General features: G+C 58.4%; 17 protein-coding genes and 1 pseudogene. 16 read left to right on the top strand and 2 right to left on the bottom strand.

What is annotated here, in order from left to right:
* Positions 1–272 precede the first annotated feature (272 nt).
* Together E3Z29_RS11105 and E3Z29_RS11110 are read left to right on the top strand one after the other, a co-directional pair.
* Positions 273–584 carry a DUF485 domain-containing protein gene (locus E3Z29_RS11105; protein WP_027613950.1) on the top strand — a complete coding sequence of 104 codons (312 nt, stop codon included), beginning with the start codon at positions 273–275 and terminating at the stop codon, positions 582–584.
* Entirely contained in the window at positions 581–2239 is a 1659-nt protein-coding gene (locus tag E3Z29_RS11110; protein ID WP_027613951.1) for a cation acetate symporter, read from the top strand. The genes E3Z29_RS11105 and E3Z29_RS11110 overlap by 4 nt, the downstream gene beginning before the upstream one ends.
* A gap of 1016 nt (positions 2240–3255) precedes the next feature.
* Here the strand turns inward: E3Z29_RS11110 and gltA are convergent.
* Positions 3256–4545: a citrate synthase gene (gene gltA, locus E3Z29_RS11115; protein ID WP_003222994.1), complete on the bottom strand. Its 1290-nt coding sequence runs from the start codon at positions 4543–4545 to the stop codon at positions 3256–3258.
* 363 nt (positions 4546–4908) lie between these two features.
* Here gltA and sdhC point away from each other — a divergent pair, with 363 nt between their 5' ends.
* The 12 genes and pseudogenes from sdhC (at position 4909) to E3Z29_RS11175 (ending at position 19437) form a co-directional block, all read left to right on the top strand.
* Positions 4909–5283 carry a succinate dehydrogenase, cytochrome b556 subunit gene (gene sdhC / locus E3Z29_RS11120; protein ID WP_016773673.1) on the top strand — a complete coding sequence of 125 codons (375 nt, stop codon included), beginning with the start codon at positions 4909–4911 and terminating at the stop codon, positions 5281–5283.
* Positions 5277–5645 (top strand): succinate dehydrogenase, hydrophobic membrane anchor protein, encoded by a 369-nt coding sequence (gene sdhD / locus E3Z29_RS11125; protein ID WP_003222999.1) that lies wholly within the window; start codon positions 5277–5279, stop codon positions 5643–5645. The genes sdhC and sdhD overlap by 7 nt, the downstream gene beginning before the upstream one ends.
* 3 nt (positions 5646–5648) lie before the next feature.
* The gene (sdhA, locus tag E3Z29_RS11130; protein ID WP_007962857.1) at positions 5649–7421 is read left to right on the top strand and encodes a succinate dehydrogenase flavoprotein subunit; all 1773 of its coding nucleotides are present in this window, start codon (positions 5649–5651) and stop codon (positions 7419–7421) included.
* An 11-nt stretch (positions 7422–7432) separates the two neighbouring features.
* Positions 7433–8137: a succinate dehydrogenase iron-sulfur subunit gene (locus E3Z29_RS11135; protein ID WP_003223007.1), complete on the top strand. Its 705-nt coding sequence runs from the start codon at positions 7433–7435 to the stop codon at positions 8135–8137.
* Positions 8138–8396: 259 nt separating this feature from the next.
* A pseudogene (locus E3Z29_RS11140) lies at positions 8397–11227 on the top strand (2-oxoglutarate dehydrogenase E1 component).
* A 42-nt stretch (positions 11228–11269) separates the two neighbouring features.
* Positions 11270–12493, top strand: coding sequence for a 2-oxoglutarate dehydrogenase complex dihydrolipoyllysine-residue succinyltransferase (odhB, locus tag E3Z29_RS11145; RefSeq protein ID WP_003223011.1), 1224 nt, complete (start codon positions 11270–11272; stop codon positions 12491–12493).
* A 97-nt stretch (positions 12494–12590) separates the two neighbouring features.
* The gene (gene lpdA, locus E3Z29_RS11150; RefSeq protein ID WP_134785775.1) at positions 12591–14027 is read left to right on the top strand and encodes a dihydrolipoyl dehydrogenase; all 1437 of its coding nucleotides are present in this window, start codon (positions 12591–12593) and stop codon (positions 14025–14027) included.
* A 200-nt stretch (positions 14028–14227) separates the two neighbouring features.
* Positions 14228–15394, top strand: a complete 1167-nt coding sequence (gene sucC, locus E3Z29_RS11155) for an ADP-forming succinate--CoA ligase subunit beta (RefSeq protein WP_003223015.1) — start codon at positions 14228–14230, stop codon at positions 15392–15394.
* A complete protein-coding gene (gene sucD, locus E3Z29_RS11160; RefSeq protein WP_003223019.1) occupies positions 15394–16275 on the top strand; it encodes a succinate--CoA ligase subunit alpha in 882 nt (293 codons plus the stop codon). The genes sucC and sucD overlap by 1 nt, the downstream gene beginning before the upstream one ends.
* Before the next feature lie 453 nt (positions 16276–16728).
* Positions 16729–18042, top strand: coding sequence for a branched-chain amino acid transport system II carrier protein (brnQ, locus tag E3Z29_RS11165; protein WP_027614038.1), 1314 nt, complete (start codon positions 16729–16731; stop codon positions 18040–18042).
* A gap of 256 nt (positions 18043–18298) precedes the next feature.
* On the top strand, positions 18299–19036 hold the full coding sequence (locus tag E3Z29_RS11170) for a DUF599 domain-containing protein (RefSeq protein ID WP_027614039.1): 738 nt from the start codon (positions 18299–18301) through the stop codon (positions 19034–19036).
* Positions 19036–19437, top strand: a complete 402-nt coding sequence (locus E3Z29_RS11175) for an MAPEG family protein (protein ID WP_007962864.1) — start codon at positions 19036–19038, stop codon at positions 19435–19437. Before E3Z29_RS11170 ends, E3Z29_RS11175 begins: the two co-directional genes overlap by 1 nt.
* Before the next feature lie 88 nt (positions 19438–19525).
* Here E3Z29_RS11175 and E3Z29_RS11180 read toward each other — a convergent pair whose 3' ends face one another.
* A complete protein-coding gene (locus tag E3Z29_RS11180; RefSeq protein WP_134785776.1) occupies positions 19526–19762 on the bottom strand; it encodes a hypothetical protein in 237 nt (78 codons plus the stop codon).
* Positions 19763–19920: 158 nt separating this feature from the next.
* On the opposite strand from E3Z29_RS11180, the gene E3Z29_RS11185 reads away from it, so the two are divergent.
* Together E3Z29_RS11185 and E3Z29_RS11190 are read left to right on the top strand one after the other, a co-directional pair.
* Positions 19921–20397: a PaaI family thioesterase gene (locus E3Z29_RS11185; RefSeq protein ID WP_098967875.1), complete on the top strand. Its 477-nt coding sequence runs from the start codon at positions 19921–19923 to the stop codon at positions 20395–20397.
* On the top strand, positions 20394–20846 hold the full coding sequence (locus E3Z29_RS11190) for a PaaI family thioesterase (RefSeq protein ID WP_064586638.1): 453 nt from the start codon (positions 20394–20396) through the stop codon (positions 20844–20846). The genes E3Z29_RS11185 and E3Z29_RS11190 overlap by 4 nt, the downstream gene beginning before the upstream one ends.
* The last annotated feature ends 44 nt before the right edge of the window (positions 20847–20890 follow it).

Genomic DNA, 20890 nt, shown 5'->3' on the forward strand with positions numbered 1-20890 from the left:
CTCGCGAAAGCGGTGTAACAGTTGACAGAAATGTTGGCTGACACGACGCCTTCGCGAGCAAGCTCGCTCCCACATTTGTTTCCAGCGACAAGTCCCGTCTTGCAGGGTTTACGGCTGTCTCAAAGCCTCTTTCCAATTCTTTCGGCTAATTAGCGTCCGAAAATTGGCGAAAACGTCATGTCGTTCTAATACTAAGGTCGTCTGGAACCCGTTCCGCAGCCGCATACAGTGGATACGTTCCAACAATAATCTGTGCTGCGAGGATAAAAACAATGAACGACAGCATTTACCTCTCGATTCAAAACAGCCCGCGCTTCAAGGAGCTGGTGCGAAAAAGAGAAAAATTCGCCTGGATACTCTCGGCGATCATGCTCGGGCTGTACTCCGGATTCATCCTGCTGATCGCATACGGGCCGCAAGTGCTCGGGGCGAAACTCAGCCCCGGGTCGTCGATTACCTGGGGTATTCCGATTGGTGTCGGCCTGATTGTCTCGGCCTTCATCCTGACCGCGATCTACGTACGGCGCGCCAACGGCGAGTTTGACGACCTGAACAATGCGATTCTCAAGGAGGCTCAGCAATGATCCGGCGTCTACTGGCTCTTTTGAGCATCGCAGCGTTCGCGCCAGCCGTCTGGGCCGCTGACGCCTTGACCGGCGAAGTCCACAAACAACCGCTCAACGTTTCCGCGATCGCCATGTTCGTGGTGTTCGTCGGCGCCACCTTGTGCATCACCTACTGGGCGTCCAAGCGCAACAAGTCGGCCGCCGACTACTATGCAGCGGGCGGCAAGATCACCGGGTTCCAGAACGGTCTGGCGATTGCCGGTGACTACATGTCGGCGGCGTCCTTCCTGGGGATTTCCGCGCTGGTGTTCACCTCCGGCTACGACGGCCTGATCTACTCGATCGGCTTCCTGGTGGGCTGGCCGATCATTCTGTTCCTGATCGCCGAGCGCCTGCGTAACCTGGGTAAATACACCTTTGCCGACGTGGCGTCCTACCGCCTCGGGCAAACCCAGATCCGCACCCTGTCTGCCTGCGGTTCGCTGGTAGTGGTGGCGTTCTACCTGATCGCGCAAATGGTTGGTGCCGGCAAGCTGATCCAGCTGCTGTTCGGTCTCGACTACTACGTCGCGGTGATTCTGGTCGGTATCCTGATGTGCATGTACGTGCTGTTCGGCGGCATGCTGGCGACCACCTGGGTGCAGATCATCAAGGCGGTGCTGTTGCTGTCCGGTGCCTCGTTCATGGCGCTGATGGTGATGAAGCACGTCAACTTCGACTTCAACATGCTGTTCTCCGAGGCGATCAAGGTTCACCCGAAAGGTGAAGCGATCATGAGCCCGGGCGGTTTGGTGAAAGATCCGATTTCGGCGTTCTCCCTGGGTCTGGCATTGATGTTCGGTACTGCCGGCCTGCCGCACATCCTGATGCGTTTCTTTACCGTGAGTGATGCGAAAGAAGCGCGCAAGAGTGTGCTGTACGCCACCGGCTTCATTGGTTACTTCTACATTCTGACCTTCATCATCGGCTTCGGCGCGATCCTGCTGGTCAGCACCAACCCGGCCTTCAAGGATGCGGCGGGCGCTCTGCTCGGCGGCAACAACATGGCGGCGGTGCACCTGGCTGACGCGGTGGGTGGCAGCATCTTCCTCGGCTTCATCTCGGCGGTGGCGTTCGCGACCATTCTGGCGGTGGTGGCGGGTCTGACCCTAGCCGGTGCTTCGGCGGTGTCGCACGACCTGTATGCCAGCGTGATCAAGAAGGGCAAGGCCAACGACAAGGATGAGATTCGCGTGTCGAAGATCACCACCATCGCCCTGGGCGTGCTGGCGATCGGTCTGGGTATCCTGTTCGAGAGCCAGAACATCGCGTTCATGGTCGGCCTGGCGTTCTCCATCGCGGCGAGCTGCAACTTCCCGGTGCTGTTGCTTTCGATGTACTGGAAGAAACTGACCACCCGCGGCGCGATGGTCGGTGGCTGGCTGGGGCTGGTGAGTGCGGTGGGGCTGATGATCCTTGGCCCGACCATCTGGGTGCAGATTCTGCATCATGAGAAGGCGATCTTCCCGTACGAGTATCCGGCGTTGTTCTCAATGGTGATCGCGTTCATCGGGATCTGGTTCTTCTCGATTACCGACAAGTCGGCGGCGGCCGAGAACGAGCGTGCGCTGTTCTTCCCGCAGTTTGTGCGTTCGCAGACTGGCCTTGGGGCGAGCGGGGCGGTTTCGCACTAAGTTCTGGTTACGTGGTTTGAGTGAAATGCCCTGGTTGAGAGATCGGGGCATTTTTTTTGTGGGCGGTTATCGGGCTGGAATTGTGTGCATATCCGTTGCTGCGGTCACGGCCTCCTATGGTTCCGCCCTTACGGCGGGTCACTTTTGGCAAACGCCCCAAAAGTAACCAAAAGGTCTGTGCCCTGACGTTCGGCCCTCGCTTAGGCTCGGGTTCCTTCGCTCCGGGATTCATCCGGGGGGCAGCGCCTACGGTTTGCTTCGCTGCACCTCCTCTCGCTGTGTTTGGCTGCGCCAAACGGTCGCTGCGCTCCCACCCCCGGATCAATCCCTCCACTCAGCCTGCCGACGGGCCCTCAGATCAAAAGCGGTACTCGAGCTAACGCTCATTGTGTTGAGTGGTGGAAAAGCATGCGGTCGGCTTGTGTTCTGTGTTGGATCTACCCCTCACCCCAGCCCTCTCCCAAGGGAGAGGGAGCCGATTTTTGAGCCTTTCAGAACCTGAGTTCGACTGGGTGTTTCACGTCGGCGTAACTCTCCCAAACACCGCGATCAGTCCCCTCTCCCTCCGGGAGAGGGCTAGGGTGAGGGGCTCTTGATCTGGTTTTTGATCTGGCTTTGGCTTTTGATCTTTTGCCCCTTCGGCAGGCCGAGCGAAGGTGTTCACCCGGGGGGTTAGGCGCGCAGCGCCATGCGGCGAAGCCGCATACATCGAGAGGAGGTGCAGCGAAGCAAACCGGAGGCGATGCCCCCGGATGGACACCGTAGCGAGGGAACACTGAGCCTCAGCGAAGTGCCGTACGCCGGGGCAAGACTTTTTGGTTACTTTTGAGGCGTTTGTCAAAAGTGACCCGCCGTAAGGGCGGAACCATAGGAGGCCGTTACCGCAGCAACGGATATACACCCAAAACCCCAAAACCCAGTCGGCCCACAGGCCGCTGCGACCAGACAAACAAAAACGGCCTCTATATAAGAGGCCGTTCCCGATACAACTTCAAGACGTTATCGCAAGACAAGCCTTATTTGCGGTCTTCCAGCTTGGTGATATCACGCGACTCGTAGCCAGTGTACAACTGGCGCGGACGGCCAATCTTGTACGGGCTGGAGAGCATTTCTTTCCAGTGCGAAATCCAGCCCACAGTACGCGCCAGAGCGAAGATCACGGTGAACATGCTGGTTGGAATGCCGATCGCCTTGAGGATGATCCCCGAGTAGAAGTCGACGTTCGGGTACAGCGAGCGCTCGATGAAGTACGGGTCGGTCAGCGCGATCTCTTCCAGGCGCATGGCCAGTTCGAGTTGCGGATCGTTGTTGATGCCCAGTTCTTTCAGCACTTCGTCGCAGGTCTGCTTCATGACAGTCGCGCGAGGGTCGCGGTTCTTGTAAACGCGGTGACCGAAGCCCATCAGTTTGAACGGATCGTTCTTGTCCTTGGCCTTGGCGATGAACTTGTCGATGTTGGACACATCGCCAATCTCGTCAAGCATGGTCAGAACGGCTTCGTTCGCACCGCCGTGGGCAGGGCCCCACAGTGCGGCGATACCGGCGGCGATACAGGCGAACGGGTTGGCACCCGAGGAACCTGCCAGGCGCACGGTGGACGTCGATGCGTTCTGCTCGTGGTCGGCGTGGAGGATGAAGATCCGATCCATGGCCTTGGCGAGTACCGGGCTGATCGGTTTGATCTCGCACGGGGTGTTGAACATCATGTGCAGGAAGTTTTCCGCGTACGTCAGGTCGTTGCGCGGGTACATCATGGGTTGGCCCATGGAGTACTTGTAAACCATCGCTGCCAGGGTTGGCATCTTGGCAACCAGACGGATCGCGGAGATTTCGCGATGCTGCGGGTTATTGATGTCCAGGGAGTCGTGGTAGAAGGCCGAGAGGGCGCCGACTACGCCGCACATGACGGCCATCGGGTGGGCGTCGCGACGGAAGCCGTTGAAGAAGGTTTTCAGCTGCTCGTGAACCATGGTGTGGTTTTTCACGGTGCTGACGAACTGGGCCTTCTGTTCTGCAGTCGGCAATTCGCCGTTGAGCAGCAGGTAGCAGGTTTCCAGGTAGTCCGACTTTTCAGCCAGCTGTTCGATCGGGTAGCCGCGGTGCAACAGAATGCCGTTGTCGCCGTCGATATAGGTGATCTTCGATTCGCACGAGGCGGTCGACATGAAACCCGGGTCGAAAGTGAAGCGGCCCGTGGCCGTCAGGCCCCGAACATCGATTACATCGGGACCAACGGTGCCGGTTAAAATGGGCAGCTCGACGGGGGCTGCGCCCTCGATGATCAACTGCGCTTTTTTGTCAGCCATGTGGCCTCCTATTTATGCTTGAACCATCAGACAGACCCCCCACGCAGGGCCCGCACCACTATAGTGAGATAAATTCGAATGTCAATTTGCCTAAAGTCTTGCTCCAGAAGGCTTTAAGCGCACTTTTTCCTCGAAATTGACTGCCATTTACGCCTTTTATGCGACTTGTGCAATCAGCTATTGGGGGTAGGTGATTGCGTTGTCATTAGTAGCCTAACTGTCTATACTCGGCCACCGACCGCCAAGGGCTTTTGGGCTTGCTTTCATTGGGGGTCGCATCCCTGGGTGGTGGTTACCTGACCAGTGCACTCCCCAACAACTTTGCCCTGATTGTTAGGGGCTCTTCAGTGTGAAAAAAAAGCCGTGAAAAGCCAACGACCTGTAAACCTAGACCTAAGGACCATCAAACTCCCAGTCACTGCTTACACGTCCATTCTTCACCGTATCTCCGGTGTCATCCTCTTCGTGTGCCTTGCCATCATGCTTTACGCATTGGACAAGTCGCTGAGCTCCGAGGAAGGCTTCGGTCAGGTGAAAGCGTGTCTGACCAGTCCGCTAGCCAAGCTAGTGATTTGGGGCATCCTGTCCGCTCTGCTGTATCACCTGGTTGCCGGTGTGCGCCATTTGATCATGGACATGGGCATCGGTGAGACGCTGGAAGGCGGCAAGCTGGGCTCGAAAATCGTTATCGCCGTTTCCGTGGTGGTAATCGTTCTGGCAGGAGTCTGGATATGGTAACTAACGTCACGAACCTCTCGCGTTCGGGCCTCTATGACTGGATGGCGCAACGTGTGTCGGCGGTCGTTCTCGCGGCTTACTTCATTTTTCTGATCGGATACGTCGTGGCCCACCCAGGCCTCGAGTACGCCCAGTGGCATGAACTGTTCGCCCACAACGGGATGCGTATTTTCAGCCTCCTGGCCCTTGTTGCTCTCGGCGCTCACGCCTGGGTCGGCATGTGGACCATCGCGACTGACTACCTGACGCCAATGGCGTTCGGCAAGTCCGCGACGGCTATACGTTTCCTTTTCCAGGCAGTATGCGGCGTTGCAATGTTCGCTTACTTCGTCTGGGGTGTGCAGATTCTCTGGGGTATCTGAGTCATGGCTAACATTCCAACGATTTCTTTCGACGCCATCATTATTGGTGGTGGCGGTGCCGGCATGCGCGCTGCGCTGCAGCTGGCGCAGGGCGGTCACAAGACTGCGGTGATCACCAAGGTTTTCCCGACCCGTTCGCACACTGTATCCGCCCAGGGCGGCATCACCTGCGCGATCGCGTCCGCTGACCCGAACGATGACTGGCGCTGGCACATGTACGATACCGTCAAGGGTTCCGACTACATCGGTGACCAGGACGCTATCGAATACATGTGTCAGGAAGGCCCGGCTGCCGTTTTCGAGCTGGACCACATGGGTCTGCCGTTCTCGCGTACCGAGCAAGGCCGTATCTACCAGCGTCCGTTCGGTGGTCAGTCCAAGGACTACGGTAAGGGCGGCCAGGCTGCCCGTACTTGCGCAGCGTCCGACCGTACCGGTCACGCACTGCTGCACACCCTTTATCAGGGCAACCTGAAAGCCGGTACCACGTTCCTGAACGAGTACTACGCGGTCGACCTGGTGAAAAACCAGGAAGGCGAGTTTGTCGGTGTGATCGCGATCTGCATCGAAACCGGCGAAACTTCGTACATTCGCGCCAAGGCCACCGTACTGGCTACTGGCGGTGCTGGCCGTATCTACGCCTCCACCACCAACGCCCTGATCAACACCGGTGACGGCGTTGGCATGGCGCTGCGTGCTGGCGTGCCGGTACAAGACATCGAAATGTGGCAGTTCCACCCGACCGGCATCGCCGGCGCCGGTGTACTGGTGACCGAAGGTTGCCGTGGTGAAGGTGGTTACCTGATCAACAAGCACGGCGAGCGTTTCATGGAGCGTTATGCTCCGAACGCGAAAGACCTCGCTGGTCGTGACGTGGTTGCCCGCTCGATGGTTAAAGAAATCATCGCCGGCAACGGTTGCGGTCCGAATGGCGACCACGTAATGCTCAAACTCGACCACTTGGGCGAGGAAGTGCTGCACAGCCGTCTGCCAGGTATCTGCGAACTGTCGAAGACTTTCGCACACGTTGACCCGGTGGTTGCTCCGGTTCCGGTTGTTCCGACCTGCCACTACATGATGGGCGGCGTTGCCACCAACATTCATGGTCAGGCGATCACCCAGAACGCCGAAGGCGTGGATCAGATCATTCCTGGTCTGTTCGCCGTAGGTGAAGTGGCTTGCGTATCGGTACACGGTGCCAACCGTCTGGGCGGCAACTCGCTGCTCGACCTGGTGGTATTCGGCCGCGCTGCCGGCCTGCACCTGGAAAAGGCGCTGACCGACGGCATCGAATACGACGACGCTACCGAAGCCGACATCGAAGCTGCCCTGTCGCGTTTGAATGCGCTGAACGGCCGTACCGATGGCGAAGACGTGGCTACCCTGCGTCGCGAGCTGCAAAGCTGCATGCAGAACTACTTCGGTGTATTCCGCACTGGCGAATACATGCAGAAGGGTATCGCTCAGCTGGCCGATCTGCGCAAGCGCATCGCCAACGTGAAGATCAACGACAAGTCGCAAGCGTTCAACACCGCGCGTATCGAAGCTCTGGAACTGCAAAACCTGCTGGAAGTGGCTGAAGCTACCGCCATCGCGGCCGAAGTACGTAAAGAGTCCCGCGGCGCTCACGCCCGTGAAGACTTCGAAGACCGTGACGACGAAAACTGGCTGTGCCACACCCTGTACTTCCCGGGTGAGAAACGCGTCGCCAAGCGTGCCGTAAACTTCTCGCCGAAGACTGTTCCGACTTTCGAACCTAAAGTCCGGACTTATTAAGGGTGATCGCCATGTTGCAAGTCAGTGTTTATCGCTACAACCCTGATCAGGACGCTGCGCCGTTCATGCAGGAATTCCAGGTCGATACCGGTGGTAAAGACCTGATGGTGCTGGACGTGCTGGCCCTGATCAAAGAGCAGGACGAGGGTTTCTCCTATCGTCGCTCTTGCCGTGAAGGCGTCTGCGGCTCCGACGGCATGAACATCAACGGCAAGAACGGCCTGGCGTGCATCACGCCGCTGTCCGCTGTCGTAAAAGGCAACAAGTTGATCGTTCGTCCGCTGCCAGGTTTGCCGGTTATCCGTGACCTGGTTGTCGATATGAGCATCTTCTACAAGCAATACGAGAAGGTTAAGCCTTACCTGCAGAACGACACGCCGGCTCCGGCCATCGAGCGTCTGCAGTCCCCAGAAGAGCGTGAAAAGCTCGACGGTCTGTACGAGTGCATCCTGTGCGCCTGCTGCTCGACCTCGTGCCCGTCCTTCTGGTGGAACCCGGACAAGTTCCTGGGCCCGGCTGCCCTGCTGCAAGCGTATCGCTTCCTGGCAGACAGCCGTGACACCAAGACTTCCGAGCGTCTGGCTTCGCTCGATGATCCGTTCAGCGTCTTCCGCTGCCGGGGCATCATGAACTGCGTCAACGTATGTCCGAAAGGCCTGAACCCGACTAAGGCCATCGGTCACATCCGTAACATGTTGCTTTCGAGCGGCGTGTGATTCAGCTGCTGTAACCGTAGAACCGCTGTAACGAAGAGGCTGTGGCGCGGGCTTCAACCCGCGTCATGGCTATAACCAGAGCAGTAGCCACAAGCTGCAGCTCTTATTTTGAAGAAATGAGACAAGCAGGGGCATCCGGGCTGGTACCCGGACTATCAGCGTGATCCTAAGTGGCTTGTTTTGGTCGCTGCATTCGGACTTCTGCAAGTTTGCTCGGTATTGACGCCGATGGTGTTCCCCTAACCGAGGGTGACCAAGCATGCAAGAAAGCGTGATGCAGCGCATGTGGAACAGCGCCTACCTTTCAGGTGGAAACGCTGCCTATGTGGAAGAGCTTTATGAGCTCTACCTGCACGACCCTAACGCTGTGCCAGAAGAGTGGCGCACCTACTTTCAGAAGCTGCCTGCCGACGGCAGCTCTGCCACTGATGTTTCGCACTCCACAATTCGCGATCATTTCGTGCTGCTGGCAAAGAACCAGCGCCGCGCCCAACCGGTTTCCGCCGGGAGCGTGAGCAGTGAGCACGAGAAGAAGCAAGTTGAAGTGCTGCGATTGATCCAGGCCTACCGTATGCGTGGCCACCAGGCAGCCCAGCTTGACCCGCTGGGGCTGTGGCAGCGTCCTGCACCTGCAGACCTGTCGATCAATCATTACGGCTTGACCAATGCCGATCTTGATACGACCTTCCGTGCCGGCGACCTGTTCATCGGCAAAGAGGAAGCGAGCCTACGCGAAATTCACGAAGCGTTGCAGCAGACATATTGCCGCACCATCGGCGCTGAATTTACGCACATCACCGATTCCGAGCAGCGCCAGTGGTTCCAGCAGCGTCTGGAAAGCGTGCGTGGTCGTCCGACGTACTCCGCCGACATCAAGAGCCACCTGCTCGAGCGCGTGACTGCCGGTGAAGGCCTGGAAAAATACCTGGGCACCAAATACCCGGGCACCAAGCGTTTCGGTCTGGAAGGCGGCGAAAGCCTGATTCCGATGCTCGACGAGCTGATCCAGCGTTCCGGTTCCTACGGCACCAAGGAAGTCGTCATCGGCATGGCCCACCGTGGCCGTCTGAACGTGCTGGTCAACACCTTCGGCAAGAACCCGCGCGAGCTGTTCGACGAGTTCGAAGAAGAAGAAGGTCGAGCTGGGTTCCGGTGACGTCAAATACCACCAGGGCTTCTCGTCCAACGTGATGACCACCGGCGGTGAAGTTCACCTGGCCATGGCGTTCAACCCGTCCCCACCTGGAAATCGTTTCCCCGGTGGTAGAAGGTTCGGTTCGCGCCCGTCAGGATCGTCGTAACGACCCGACCGGTGAGAAGGTGCTGCCGATCTCCATCCACGGTGACGCTGCATTCGCAGGTCAGGGCGTGGTCATGGAAACCTTCCAGATGTCGCAGACCCGCGGTTTCAAGACCGGCGGTACCGTGCACATCGTGATCAACAACCAGGTCGGTTTCACCATCAGCAACCCGCTGGACTCGCGTTCCACCGAGTACGCCACCGACGTTGCGAAGATGATCCAGGCGCCGATCCTCCATGTGAATGGTGATGATCCGGAAGCCGTGCTGTTCGTGACCCAGTTGGCCATCGATTACCGCATGCAGTTCAAGCGTGACGTGGTGATCGACCTGGTCTGCTACCGTCGTCGCGGCCACAACGAGGCCGACGAGCCAAGCGGCACCCAGCCGCTGATGTATCAGCAGATCACCAAGCAGCGCACCACTCGTGAGCTGTACGCTGATCGTCTGACTCAGGCCGGTGTACTGGACGCTGAACGTGTTCAGGCCAAGGTCGACGAGTACCGCAATGCGCTGGACAACGGTCTGCACGTAGTGAAATCGCTGGTCAAAGAGCCGAACAAAGAGCTGTTCGTGGACTGGCGTCCGTATCTGGGCCACGCCTGGACTGCGCGTCACGACACCCGTTTCGATCTGAAGACCCTGCAGGAACTGTCCGCCAAGCTGCTGGAAATTCCGGAAGGCTTCGTGGTTCAGCGTCAGGTCGCGAAGATCTACGAAGACCGTCAGAAGATGCAAGCCGGCGGCCTGCCGATCAACTGGGGTTACGCCGAAACCATGGCGTACGCGACCCTGGCGTTCGAAGGTCACCCGATCCGCATGACCGGTCAGGACATCGGCCGCGGTACGTTCTCGCACCGTCACGCTGTGCTGCACAACCAGAAAGACGCGGGCACCTACATTCCGCTGCAGAACCTGTACGACGGTCAGCCACGCTTTGACCTGTACGACTCGTTCCTCTCGGAAGAAGCGGTATTGGCCTTCGAATATGGTTACTCGACCACCACGCCAAACGCGCTGGTGATCTGGGAAGCCCAGTTCGGCGACTTCGCCAACGGTGCACAGGTTGTTATCGACCAGTTCATCACCAGCGGCGAACACAAGTGGGGCCGTCTCTGCGGTCTGACCATGCTGTTGCCACACGGCTACGAAGGTCAGGGCCCTGAGCACAGCTCGGCTCGTCTTGAGCGTTACCTGCAGCTGTGCGCCGAGCACAACATTCAGGTGTGCATGCCGACCACCCCGGCCCAGATCTACCACTTGCTGCGTCGTCAGGTAATTCGCCCGCTGCGCAAACCTCTGGTAGTGCTGACGCCGAAGTCGCTGCTGCGCCACAAGCTGGCCGTCTCGACCCTGGAAGATCTGGCTGAAGGTTCGTTCCAGACCGTGATTCCGGAAATCGATGCCCTGGACCCGAAAAAGGTCGAGCGCGTTGTTCTGTGTAGCGGCAAGGTCTACTACGACCTGCTGGAAAAACGTCGTGCCGAAGGCCGTGACGATATCGCCATCGTGCGTATCGAGCAGCTGTATCCATTCCCTGAGGACGACTTGAAAGAAGTCCTGGCGCCTTACACCAACGTCAAGCATGCCGTCTGGTGTCAGGAAGAGCCGATGAACCAGGGCGCCTGGTACTGCAGCCAGCATCACCTGCGTCGCAGCATCGGTAACCTCGACAAGTCTCTCGTACTCGAGTACGCGGGCCGTGAGGCTTCTGCTGCCCCAGCTTGTGGTTACGCATCGATGCACGCCGAGCAGCAGGAAAAACTGCTGCAAGACGCGTTTACCGTTTAACGCCTTCGCGCACCTGAAACCGAATTTAAGGAACCACAGATAATGGCTATCGAGATCAAAGCCCCCACTTTCCCGGAATCGGTTGCCGATGGCACCGTTGCCACCTGGCACAAAAAACCGGGCGACGCCGTCAAGCGTGACGACCTGATCGTCGACATCGAAACCGACAAAGTCGTACTGGAAGTGCTGGCTACCGCCGACGGCGTGCTGGGCGCAATCGTCAAAAACGAAGGCGACACCGTTCTGTCCGACGAAGTCCTGGGCTCCATCGAAGCGGGCGGCGCTGCTGCCGCTGCTCCAGCCGCCGCTGCTGCTCCGGCCGCTGCTGCCGCTGCCCCGGCTGCTGCCGAAGGCGAAGACGATCCTGTTGCTGCTCCGGCTGCGCGCAAGCTGGCTGAAGAGAACGGCATCAACATCGCTTCCGTTGCCGGCACCGGCAAGGGTGGTCGTGTGACCAAGGAAGACGTGGTCGCTGCTGTAGCCGCGAAGAAAGCCGCTCCGGCTGCTGCTCCTGCAAAAGCCGCTGCTCCAGCCGCTGCTGCTCCGGTATTCGCTGCCGGTGATCGCGTTGAGAAGCGCGTACCGATGACCCGTCTGCGTGCCAAGGTTGCCGAGCGTCTGGTTGAAGCCCAGTCGAACATGGCAATGCTGACCACTTTCAACGAAGTCGACATGACCGAAGTCATGGCTCTGCGTTCGAAGTACAAGGACCTGTTCGAGAAGTCCCACAACGGCGTACGCCTGGGCTTCATGTCGTTCTTCGTCAAGGCTGCCACCGAAGCGCTGAAACGCTTCCCGGCGGTCAACGCTTCGATCGACGGTGCGGACATCGTTTACCACGGCTACGCCGACATCGGTGTTGCCGTTTCCAGCGACCGTGGTCTGGTCGTTCCGGTTCTGCGTAACGCCGAGCTGATGAGCCTGGCTGAAATCGAAGGCGGCATCGCCACGTTCGGCAAGAAAGCCCGTGACGGCAAACTGTCGATGGAAGAGATGACCGGCGGTACCTTCACCATCACCAACGGTGGTACCTTCGGTTCGATGATGTCGACTCCGATCGTCAACCCGCCGCAGGCAGCGATTCTGGGCATGCACAACATCATCCAGCGTCCTATGGCCATCAACGGTCAGGTCGTGATCCGTCCGATGATGTACCTGGCACTGTCCTACGATCACCGTCTGATCGATGGCAAAGAAGCTGTAACCTTCCTGGTGACCATCAAGAACCTGCTGGAAGATCCGGCTCGTCTGTTGCTGGATATCTGATAGAAGCAGCCATGCGCTGCGGGTGGCGTACCGTCGGCAACGGCGGTACGGCCCGCAGCGCGCGGCTTGAAGCTTTTCGCTAAAGAGGATTTTTTGAATGTCGCAGAAATTTGACGTAGTAGTGATCGGTGCCGGCCCTGGCGGCTATGTAGCTGCCATCAAGGCCGCGCAGCTGGGTCTCACCACTGCCTGCATCGAGAAGTACACCGACGCTGAAGGCAAACAGGCCCTCGGCGGTACTTGCCTGAACGTCGGCTGCATTCCGTCCAAGGCGCTGCTGGACAGCTCCTGGAAGTACAAGGAAGCCAAAGAGAGCTTCAACGTTCACGGTATCTCGACCGGCGAAGTCAAAATGGACGTCGCTGCGATGGTTGGCCGTAAGGCTGGCATCGTCAAGAACCTGACTGGCGGCGTTGCCACCCTGTTCAAGGCTAACGGCGTTACCTCGATCCAGGGCCACGGCAAGCTGCTGGCTGGCAAGAAAGTCGAAGTCACCAAGCCGGACGGTTCGGTTGAAGTCATCGAAGCCGAAAACGTCATCCTGGCTCCAGGTTCGCGTCCGATCGACATTCCGCCGGCTCCGGTCGATCAGAAAGTCATCGTCGATTCGACTGGCGCTCTGGAATTCCAATCCGTACCTAAGCGTCTGGGCGTGATCGGCGCTGGCGTGATCGGTCTGGAACTGGGTTCGGTGTGGTCGCGTCTGGGTTCCGAAGTGGTTGTCCTCGAAGCACTGGACACCTTCCTGATGGCAGCGGACACCGCTGTTTCCAAGGAAGCGCTGAAAACCCTGACCAAGCAAGGTCTGGACATCCAACTGGGCGCTCGCGTAACCGGTTCGAAAGTGAACGGCGACGAAGTCGTGGTTAACTACACCGATGCCAACGGCGAACAGTCCATCACTTTCGACAAGCTGATCGTAGCCGTTGGTCGCCGTCCGGTGACCACTGATCTGCTGGCTGCCGACAGCGGCGTGACCCTGGACGAGCGCGGTTTCGTGCACGTTGACGATCACTGCGCCACCACCGTACCGGGCGTCTACGCCATCGGTGACGTGGTGCGCGGCATGATGCTGGCGCACAAGGCCTCGGAAGAGGGCATCATGGTTGTCGAGCGCATCAAGGGCCACAAAGCCCAGATGAACTATGACCTGATCCCTTCGGTTATTTATACTCACCCGGAAATCGCGTGGGTTGGCAAAACCGAGCAGGCCTTGAAAGCCGAAGGCGTTGAAGTTAACGTCGGCACCTTCCCGTTCGCCGCTTCCGGCCGTGCCATGGCCGCCAACGATACCGGTGGTTTCGTCAAGGTCATCGCTGATGCCAAGACTGACCGCGTATTGGGCGTGCACGTAATTGGCCCGAGCGCTGCAGAACTGGTTCAGCAGGGCGCGATCGGTATGGAATTCGGTACCAGCGCTGAAGACCTGGGCATGATGGTTTTCTCCCATCCGACCCTGTCTGAAGCCTTGCACGAAGCTGCTCTGGCTGTGAATGGCGGCGCCATCCACATTGCCAACCGCAAGAAGCGTTAAGACACAATAAGAAACCACGGCGGTAACGGCCCGTCGTGAGCCTTGCGAGCAAGTCTCACCGCGGAATGTCCGCTGGACGCAGTCTTGCGTAGCTGCACCGGGTATCCGGAAAGGCTACGCAAGCAGCAGTCACAGGTGGCGCGGCACTCATCAAGAGCGCAGCGCCGAATGCGCAGTACCTAACGAAGACGGTAAAAAGCATGAATCTTCACGAGTATCAGGGTAAGCAGCTGTTCGCTGAATACGGCCTGCCAGTTTCCACTGGTTACGCAGTAGACACCCCGGAAGCAGCAGCAGAAGCTTGCGACAAAATCGGCGGCAGCGAGTGGGTTGTCAAAGCCCAGGTCCACGCCGGTGGTCGCGGTAAAGCGGGCGGCGTCAAGCTGGTTCGCAACAAAGAAGACGCCAAGGCCTTCGCACAGCAGTGGCTGGGCAAGCGTCTGGTGACTTACCAGACTGACGCCAATGGTCAGCCAGTCACCAAGATCCTGGTTGAATCGTGCACTGATATCGCTAAAGAGCTGTACCTGGGCGCTGTCGTTGACCGTTCGAGCCGTCGCATCGTGTTCATGGCTTCCACCGAAGGTGGCGTGGACATCGAGAAAATCGCTCACGACACTCCAGAAAAAATTCTGAAAGCCACTATCGATCCACTGGTTGGCGCTCAGCCATTCCAGGGTCGCGAGCTGGCGTTCCAACTGGGTCTGGAAGGCAAGCAAGTTGCCCAGTTCGCCAAGATCTTCGTTGGTCTGGCCAAACTGTTCCAGGATCACGATCTGGCCCTGCTGGAAGTGAACCCGCTGGTGATCAAGGCTGACGGCGATCTGCACTGCCTGGACGCCAAGATCAACATCGACGCCAACGCCATGTACCGTCAGCCTAAGCTGAAGACTTTCCACGATCCGTCGCAAGACGATCCGCGCGAAGCGCACGCTGCCAAGTTCGAACTGAACTACGTAGCCCTGGAAGGCAACATCGGCTGCATGGTCAACGGTGCCGGCCTGGCCATGGGTACCATGGACATCGTCAACCTGCACGGCGGCAAGCCAGCCAACTTCCTCGACGTAGGTGGTGGTGCTACCAAAGAGCGCGTGACCGAAGCCTTCAAGATCATCCTGTCCGACACCAACGTCGCTGCAGTACTGGTCAACATCTTCGGCGGCATCGTTCGCTGCGACATGATTGCCGAAGGCATCATCGGCGCCGTGAAAGAAGTCGGCGTGAAAATCCCGGTTGTTGTTCGCCTTGAAGGCAACAACGCTGAGCTGGGCGCTAAAGTACTGGCAGAAAGCGGTTTGAACATCATCGCTGCTACCAGCCTGACCGACGCTGCTCAACAAGTTGTCAAAGCTGCGGAGGGCAAATAATGAGCGTCCTGATCAATAAAGACACCAAAGTTATCTGCCAGGGTATTACCGGTTCGCAAGGTAGTTTCCACACCCAGCAAGCAATCGAATACGGCACCAAGATGGTTGGCGGCGTAACTCCGGGCAAAGGCGGCACCGAGCACCTGGGTCTGCCAGTGTTCAACACCGTCAAAGACGCAGTTGCTGCCACTGGCGCTACCGCCAGCGTGATCTACGTTCCGGCTCCTTTCTGCAAGGACTCGATCCTGGAAGCTGCTTTCGGCGGCATCAAGCTGATCGTCTGCATCACCGAAGGCATTCCTACCCTGGACATGCTGGACGCCAAAGTTAAGTGCGACGAGCTGGGTGTTACCCTGATCGGCCCTAACTGCCCAGGCGTGATCACCCCAGGCGAATGCAAGATCGGCATCATGCCAGGTCACATTCACTTGCCAGGCAAGGTCGGTATCGTTTCGCGTTCCGGCACCCTGACCTACGAAGCTGTGAAGCAGACCACTGACGCCGGTTTCGGTCAGTCGACTTGCGTCGGCATCGGTGGTGACCCGATCCCGGGTTCGAACTTCATCGACATCCTGAAGCTGTTCCAGGAAGACCCGAAGACCGAAGCGATCGTGATGATCGGCGAGATCGGCGGTTCGGCTGAAGAAGAAGCGGCTGCCTACATCAAGGCACACGTGACCAAGCCGGTTGTTTCCTACATCGCTGGTGTGACTGCTCCTCCGGGCAAGCGCATGGGCCATGCTGGCGCAATCATCTCTGGCGGCAAAGGCACTGCAGACGAGAAATTCGCTGCGCTGCAAGACGCAGGCGTAAAAACCGTGCGTTCGCTGGCAGACATCGGCAAGGCCCTGGCCGAGCTGACCGGTTGGGCTGTCAAGTAAGCCTCGTGCTTGACTGACGCTTCACCAGACAAAGGCCACCTTCGGGTGGCCTTTGTTGTTTCTGGCATCTGGGTATTTGAGTGGATTCTTGTGGCGAGGGAGCTTGCTCCCGCTGGGCTGCGAAGCGGCCCGAATAATCTTCGGATTCATGCGGGTTTTCGGGATTTGCGCCTGCTGCGCAGTCGAGCGGGAGCAAGCTCCCTCGCCACAAAGTACTGAGTGTGAAAAATAGATGCGTAAACGCGACACAGATACGTCGTGTATCGGATAGTTCGCCCTCAAACAGTGCGTTTGTCAGACAAATTCGTTAGGCTAGCAGCCATTTTTGCGTCTGCCGCCCACAAGGCATGCAACGCGCTAAACGGGTCAGTCTTATACGGACTGACAGCATTTCCCTAACCCCACAGGGAAATCCCCCTCTAAATTCCGATTCAGTAGTGTGGTATTTCCTTAATGAAAGTTTTGAAAGGTCAGGACATCCTGGCACTGGGCTTTATGACATTTGCCCTGTTCGTCGGGGCCGGCAACATCATTTTCCCGCCTATCGTCGGCCTGCAGTCCGGACCTAATGTCTGGATGGCGGCGTTGGGCTTTTTGATCACGGCCGTCGGTCTGCCAGTGGTCACCGTCGTCGCCCTGGCCAAGGTCGGTGGTGCGATGGATGCGCTGAGCAGCCCGATCGGCAAGATCGCCGGTGGTGTGCTCGCCGCGGCATGCTACCTGGCGGTCGGCCCGCTGTTCGCCACCCCGCGGACCGCGACCGTGTCGTTCGAAGTGGGTCTGGCGCCGCTGACCGGCGAAAGCCCGCTGGCGCTGTTCCTCTACAGCTCGGTGTACTTCCTGCTGGTGTTCTTCATCTCGCTGTATCCGGGCCGTCTGCTCGATACCGTGGGGCGTTTTCTCGCGCCATTGAAGATCATCGCCCTGGCGGTACTCGGCATCGCCGCGTTCGCCTTGCCGGCCGGTGATATCGGTCAGGCCACACCTGAATACGTCGCGGCACCGTTCTCCCAAGGCTTCATCAATGGTTACCTGACCATGGATACCCTCGGCGCGCTGGTGTTCGGTATCGTCATCGTCAACGCGATCCGCTCCCGTGGCGTCGAGTCGCCTGCGCTGATCACCCGTTACGCGATCATTGCCGGCCTCATCGCCGGTGTCGGTCTGGCGCTGGTGTACATCAGCCTGTTCCGCCTCGGCTCCGGCAGCCACGAAGTCGCGGTCGGTGCCACTAACGGCGCGGCGGTGCTGCATGCTTACGTGCAACACACCTTCGGTTCGCTGGGCAGCGGTTTCCTCGCGGTGCTGATCTCGCTGGCGTGCCTGGTGACCGCGGTCGGTCTGACCTGCGCCTGCGCTGAATACTTCAGCCGCGTGCTGCCGCTGTCCTACAAGACCCTGGTGATCATCCTCGCCGCGTTCTCGCTGCTGGTGTCCAACCTGGGCCTGACCAAGCTGATCGCGTTCTCGATCCCGGTGCTGACCGCGATCTACCCGCCGTGCATCGTTCTGGTGGCTCTGAGCTTCTGCAAGGACTTCTGGCATGAACACGGGCGGATCCTCGGCCCGGTCATGCTGGTGTCGTTCCTGTTCGGCACCATCGACGCGCTCAAGGGCGCCGGTCTGGCCGACTGGATGCCGTCGCAGCTGTCGCACCTGCCGCTGAGCGAGCAGGGTCTGGCGTGGCTGGTGCCATGCGTGATGACCCTGGTGGTCGCCGTGGTCTGTGATCGCCTGCTGGGCAAGCGCAGCGAAGCCGTTGCCTGACGTTGTCTGACCCGCCACAAACGGGTCTTCAGCGCTTAAACAGAAATGCCCCGTATCAATCGATACGGGGCATTTTTTATGGGCGTCTGGCAGTGTCTTTTTCCGCGAGCTAACGTCGAAGCACTGCACAGATTTTATGTAGGAGTGAGCCTGCTCGCGTTGGCGTCGTACCTGTCGGATCAATGCCGGGTGTGCCAGCGAATCGCGAGCAGGCTCACTCCTACAGGTAATGCATCCACACTTCACAGGAAAACGAATGTCGTTCATCCAAGCCAATCTGATCCACCTGCTGGCCGCGCTCTGGTTTGTCATTTGCTGGGGCGGCTACACCCGTTATGCGTCGTGGAAGGCCCGCGACACCGCGTGCCTCGCCAGCGTGCTGCACCTGTATCGCGAAGACTGGATGCGCCGCATGCTGCTGCGTGACAACCGTATTGCCGACGCCAGCGTGATCGGTAATCTGGAGCGTAACGCCTCGTTCTTCGCCTCCAGCACTCTGATCATCCTCGCCGGCATTCTCACCGTGCTCGGTGCGTCCGAACGCGCCGTGTCGCTGCTGGCGGATATCCCGATGGTGCAGCAGGCGTCGCAGGGCATGTCGGAGATCAAGTTGCTGTGTCTGGCGCTGGTGTTCGTCTATGCGTTCTTCACCTTCAGTTGGTGCATGCGTCAGTACAACTTTGCTGCGGTGCTGGTCGGTTCCGCGCCGATGATCGGTGAGCGTCAGGTCTCGGAGCAGGAGCGCAAGGCGTTCGCACTGCGGGCGGCGCGGGTGATTTCGATGGCGGCGAACCAGTTCAACTTCGGTCTGCGCTCTTATTACTTCGGCATGAGCATGCTGGCGTGGTTTGTCAGCCCGTGGCTGTTCATGTTGATGAGTGCCGGGGTGGTCATCGTGTTGTACCGCCGCGAGTTTCATTCCGACGTGCTGGATGTGATGGTCTATACCCCTACAGAGGCACCATTGCCCGAAACCAATAAAGAGGCTGCTTGATGAGTATTCCGTTCTGGTGTGTGTTTATCAGTGCACTGTTGATTTACATCGCGCGCATGCCGGTGGGCAAGGCCATGAAAGAGCAGGGTGGTTACAACAACCATCTACCGCGCCAACAGCAGGCGCAACTCACTGGCTATGGCGCGCGGGCGCTGGCGGCGCACCAGAACTGCATCGAAGCGTTCATCCTGTTCGCCGTGGGTGTGCTGATGGCGCACACCACGCAAACCCAAGGCTGGTTGATTGATGCGCTGGCGATCATCTTTGTGATCGCGCGAATTCTTTACGTGTGGTTATACCTGGCGGATAAACCATCCCTGCGCAGCCTGGTGTGGCTGGTCGGCCTGATCTGCAGTTTGTTGCTGATGATTAGTCCGACTTTTAGAACCGTATTGCTCTAAGAAAGCCTCTAAGCCAAGACTGACAAAAAATCACAGGCAAAAGAAAACCCGCACTTGGCGGGTTTTCTTTTACTGCATCAAGTCGCAATTATTGCTTCTTGGCAGCTTCTTCCCGAGCAGCTTGATTCGATTCAGCCTGAGCTTTGGCAGCTTCGGCGTTTTCTTTTGCTGCGTCGTTCACTTTATCCTGAGCTTTGTTCATGTCTTGCTGAGCTTGCTCAGCATGTTGGTTTGCATCTTGAGCTTTGTCCTCGGATTTTTTATCGCAGGCAGCGAGACCGAGGGAAGCGGTCAACATCAAGGCAATAGCTAAAGTCTTACGCATGGGGTGTTTCTCCTTATGGAAAATAACTACTGGCCTTAAGAGCGCAGCGCCAAAGGTTAAGTTCCTCATTTCCTTCAGATATATAAGTTTGTTTTTTAGTGGAACTTTTGCGGTATTTCCTACTACTGGCACAAGGCTCTAACGAGAGTAATTATCAAATGGCTGAAAACCCCGTTTTTGAGCGCGCGACACGATTTCTTTCGGCCCTGCGCCATTGTCAGGTGCTCGGTTTGACGGTACACAGCGCCAGCAGCGAAGGGCTGACGGTGAGGTTGCCGTACAGCGCGCAAATCGTCGGCAATCCACAGACCGGGGTCATCCACGGCGGTGCCATTACTTCGCTGATGGACACCGCGTGCGGCATGTCCACGTTGTGCGTGCTGGCGGAGTTCGAAGTCTGCCCGACCCTGGACCTGCGTATCGACTACATGCACGCCGCCGAGCCGAACAAGGACGTCTATGGCTTTGCCCAGTGTTACCGGGTCACCACCGATGTGATCTTCGCCCGCGGCTTTGCCTATCAGGATGATCCGCAGCAACCGATCGCCCATGTCGTCGGCACATTCATGCGCATGGGCAAGGGCCTGAAGGGCACTCACGGGTTTGGCGGCACGATCAAAGGAGAGCTCTCATGAGCGATGACTGGAAGCAACAATTGCTGCTGGCCCACGCCCAGGGCGATTACGCACCGCTGCTGGGGATGATTCCCTACGCCGGGCTGATCGGCGTCGAATGCTCGCGAGTCGGTGATGAATTGCTGTTCAAGCTGCCGGCGAATAAGGACAACATTGGTAACCCTTTATTGCCAGCCATTCACGGCGGGGTGATCGCCGGGTTCATGGAGCTGGCGGCCGCGTTGCATCTGCTGATCTTCACCGGGGCGCCCGGGGTGCCGAAGATCATCGACTTCTCTCTGGATTACCTGCGCGCCGGGCAGTTTCGCGACACCTGGGCCAAGTGTCAGGTCTGTCGCCAGGGCCGGCGCGTGGCCAACGTCGCCATCACGGCCTGGCAAAGCACCGAGAGCGAACCGATTGCCACCGCCCGTGCACATTTCAAAATTGATGAGCCCTTGAAATCCTGAACGCTGCCCCCAACTCAGTGAACAACCCGCCGCCGACCCTCAAG

The organism is Pseudomonas sp. S150 (assembly GCF_004526365.1).
In the GTDB taxonomy this organism is placed as follows: domain Bacteria; phylum Pseudomonadota; class Gammaproteobacteria; order Pseudomonadales; family Pseudomonadaceae; genus Aquipseudomonas; species Aquipseudomonas putida_A.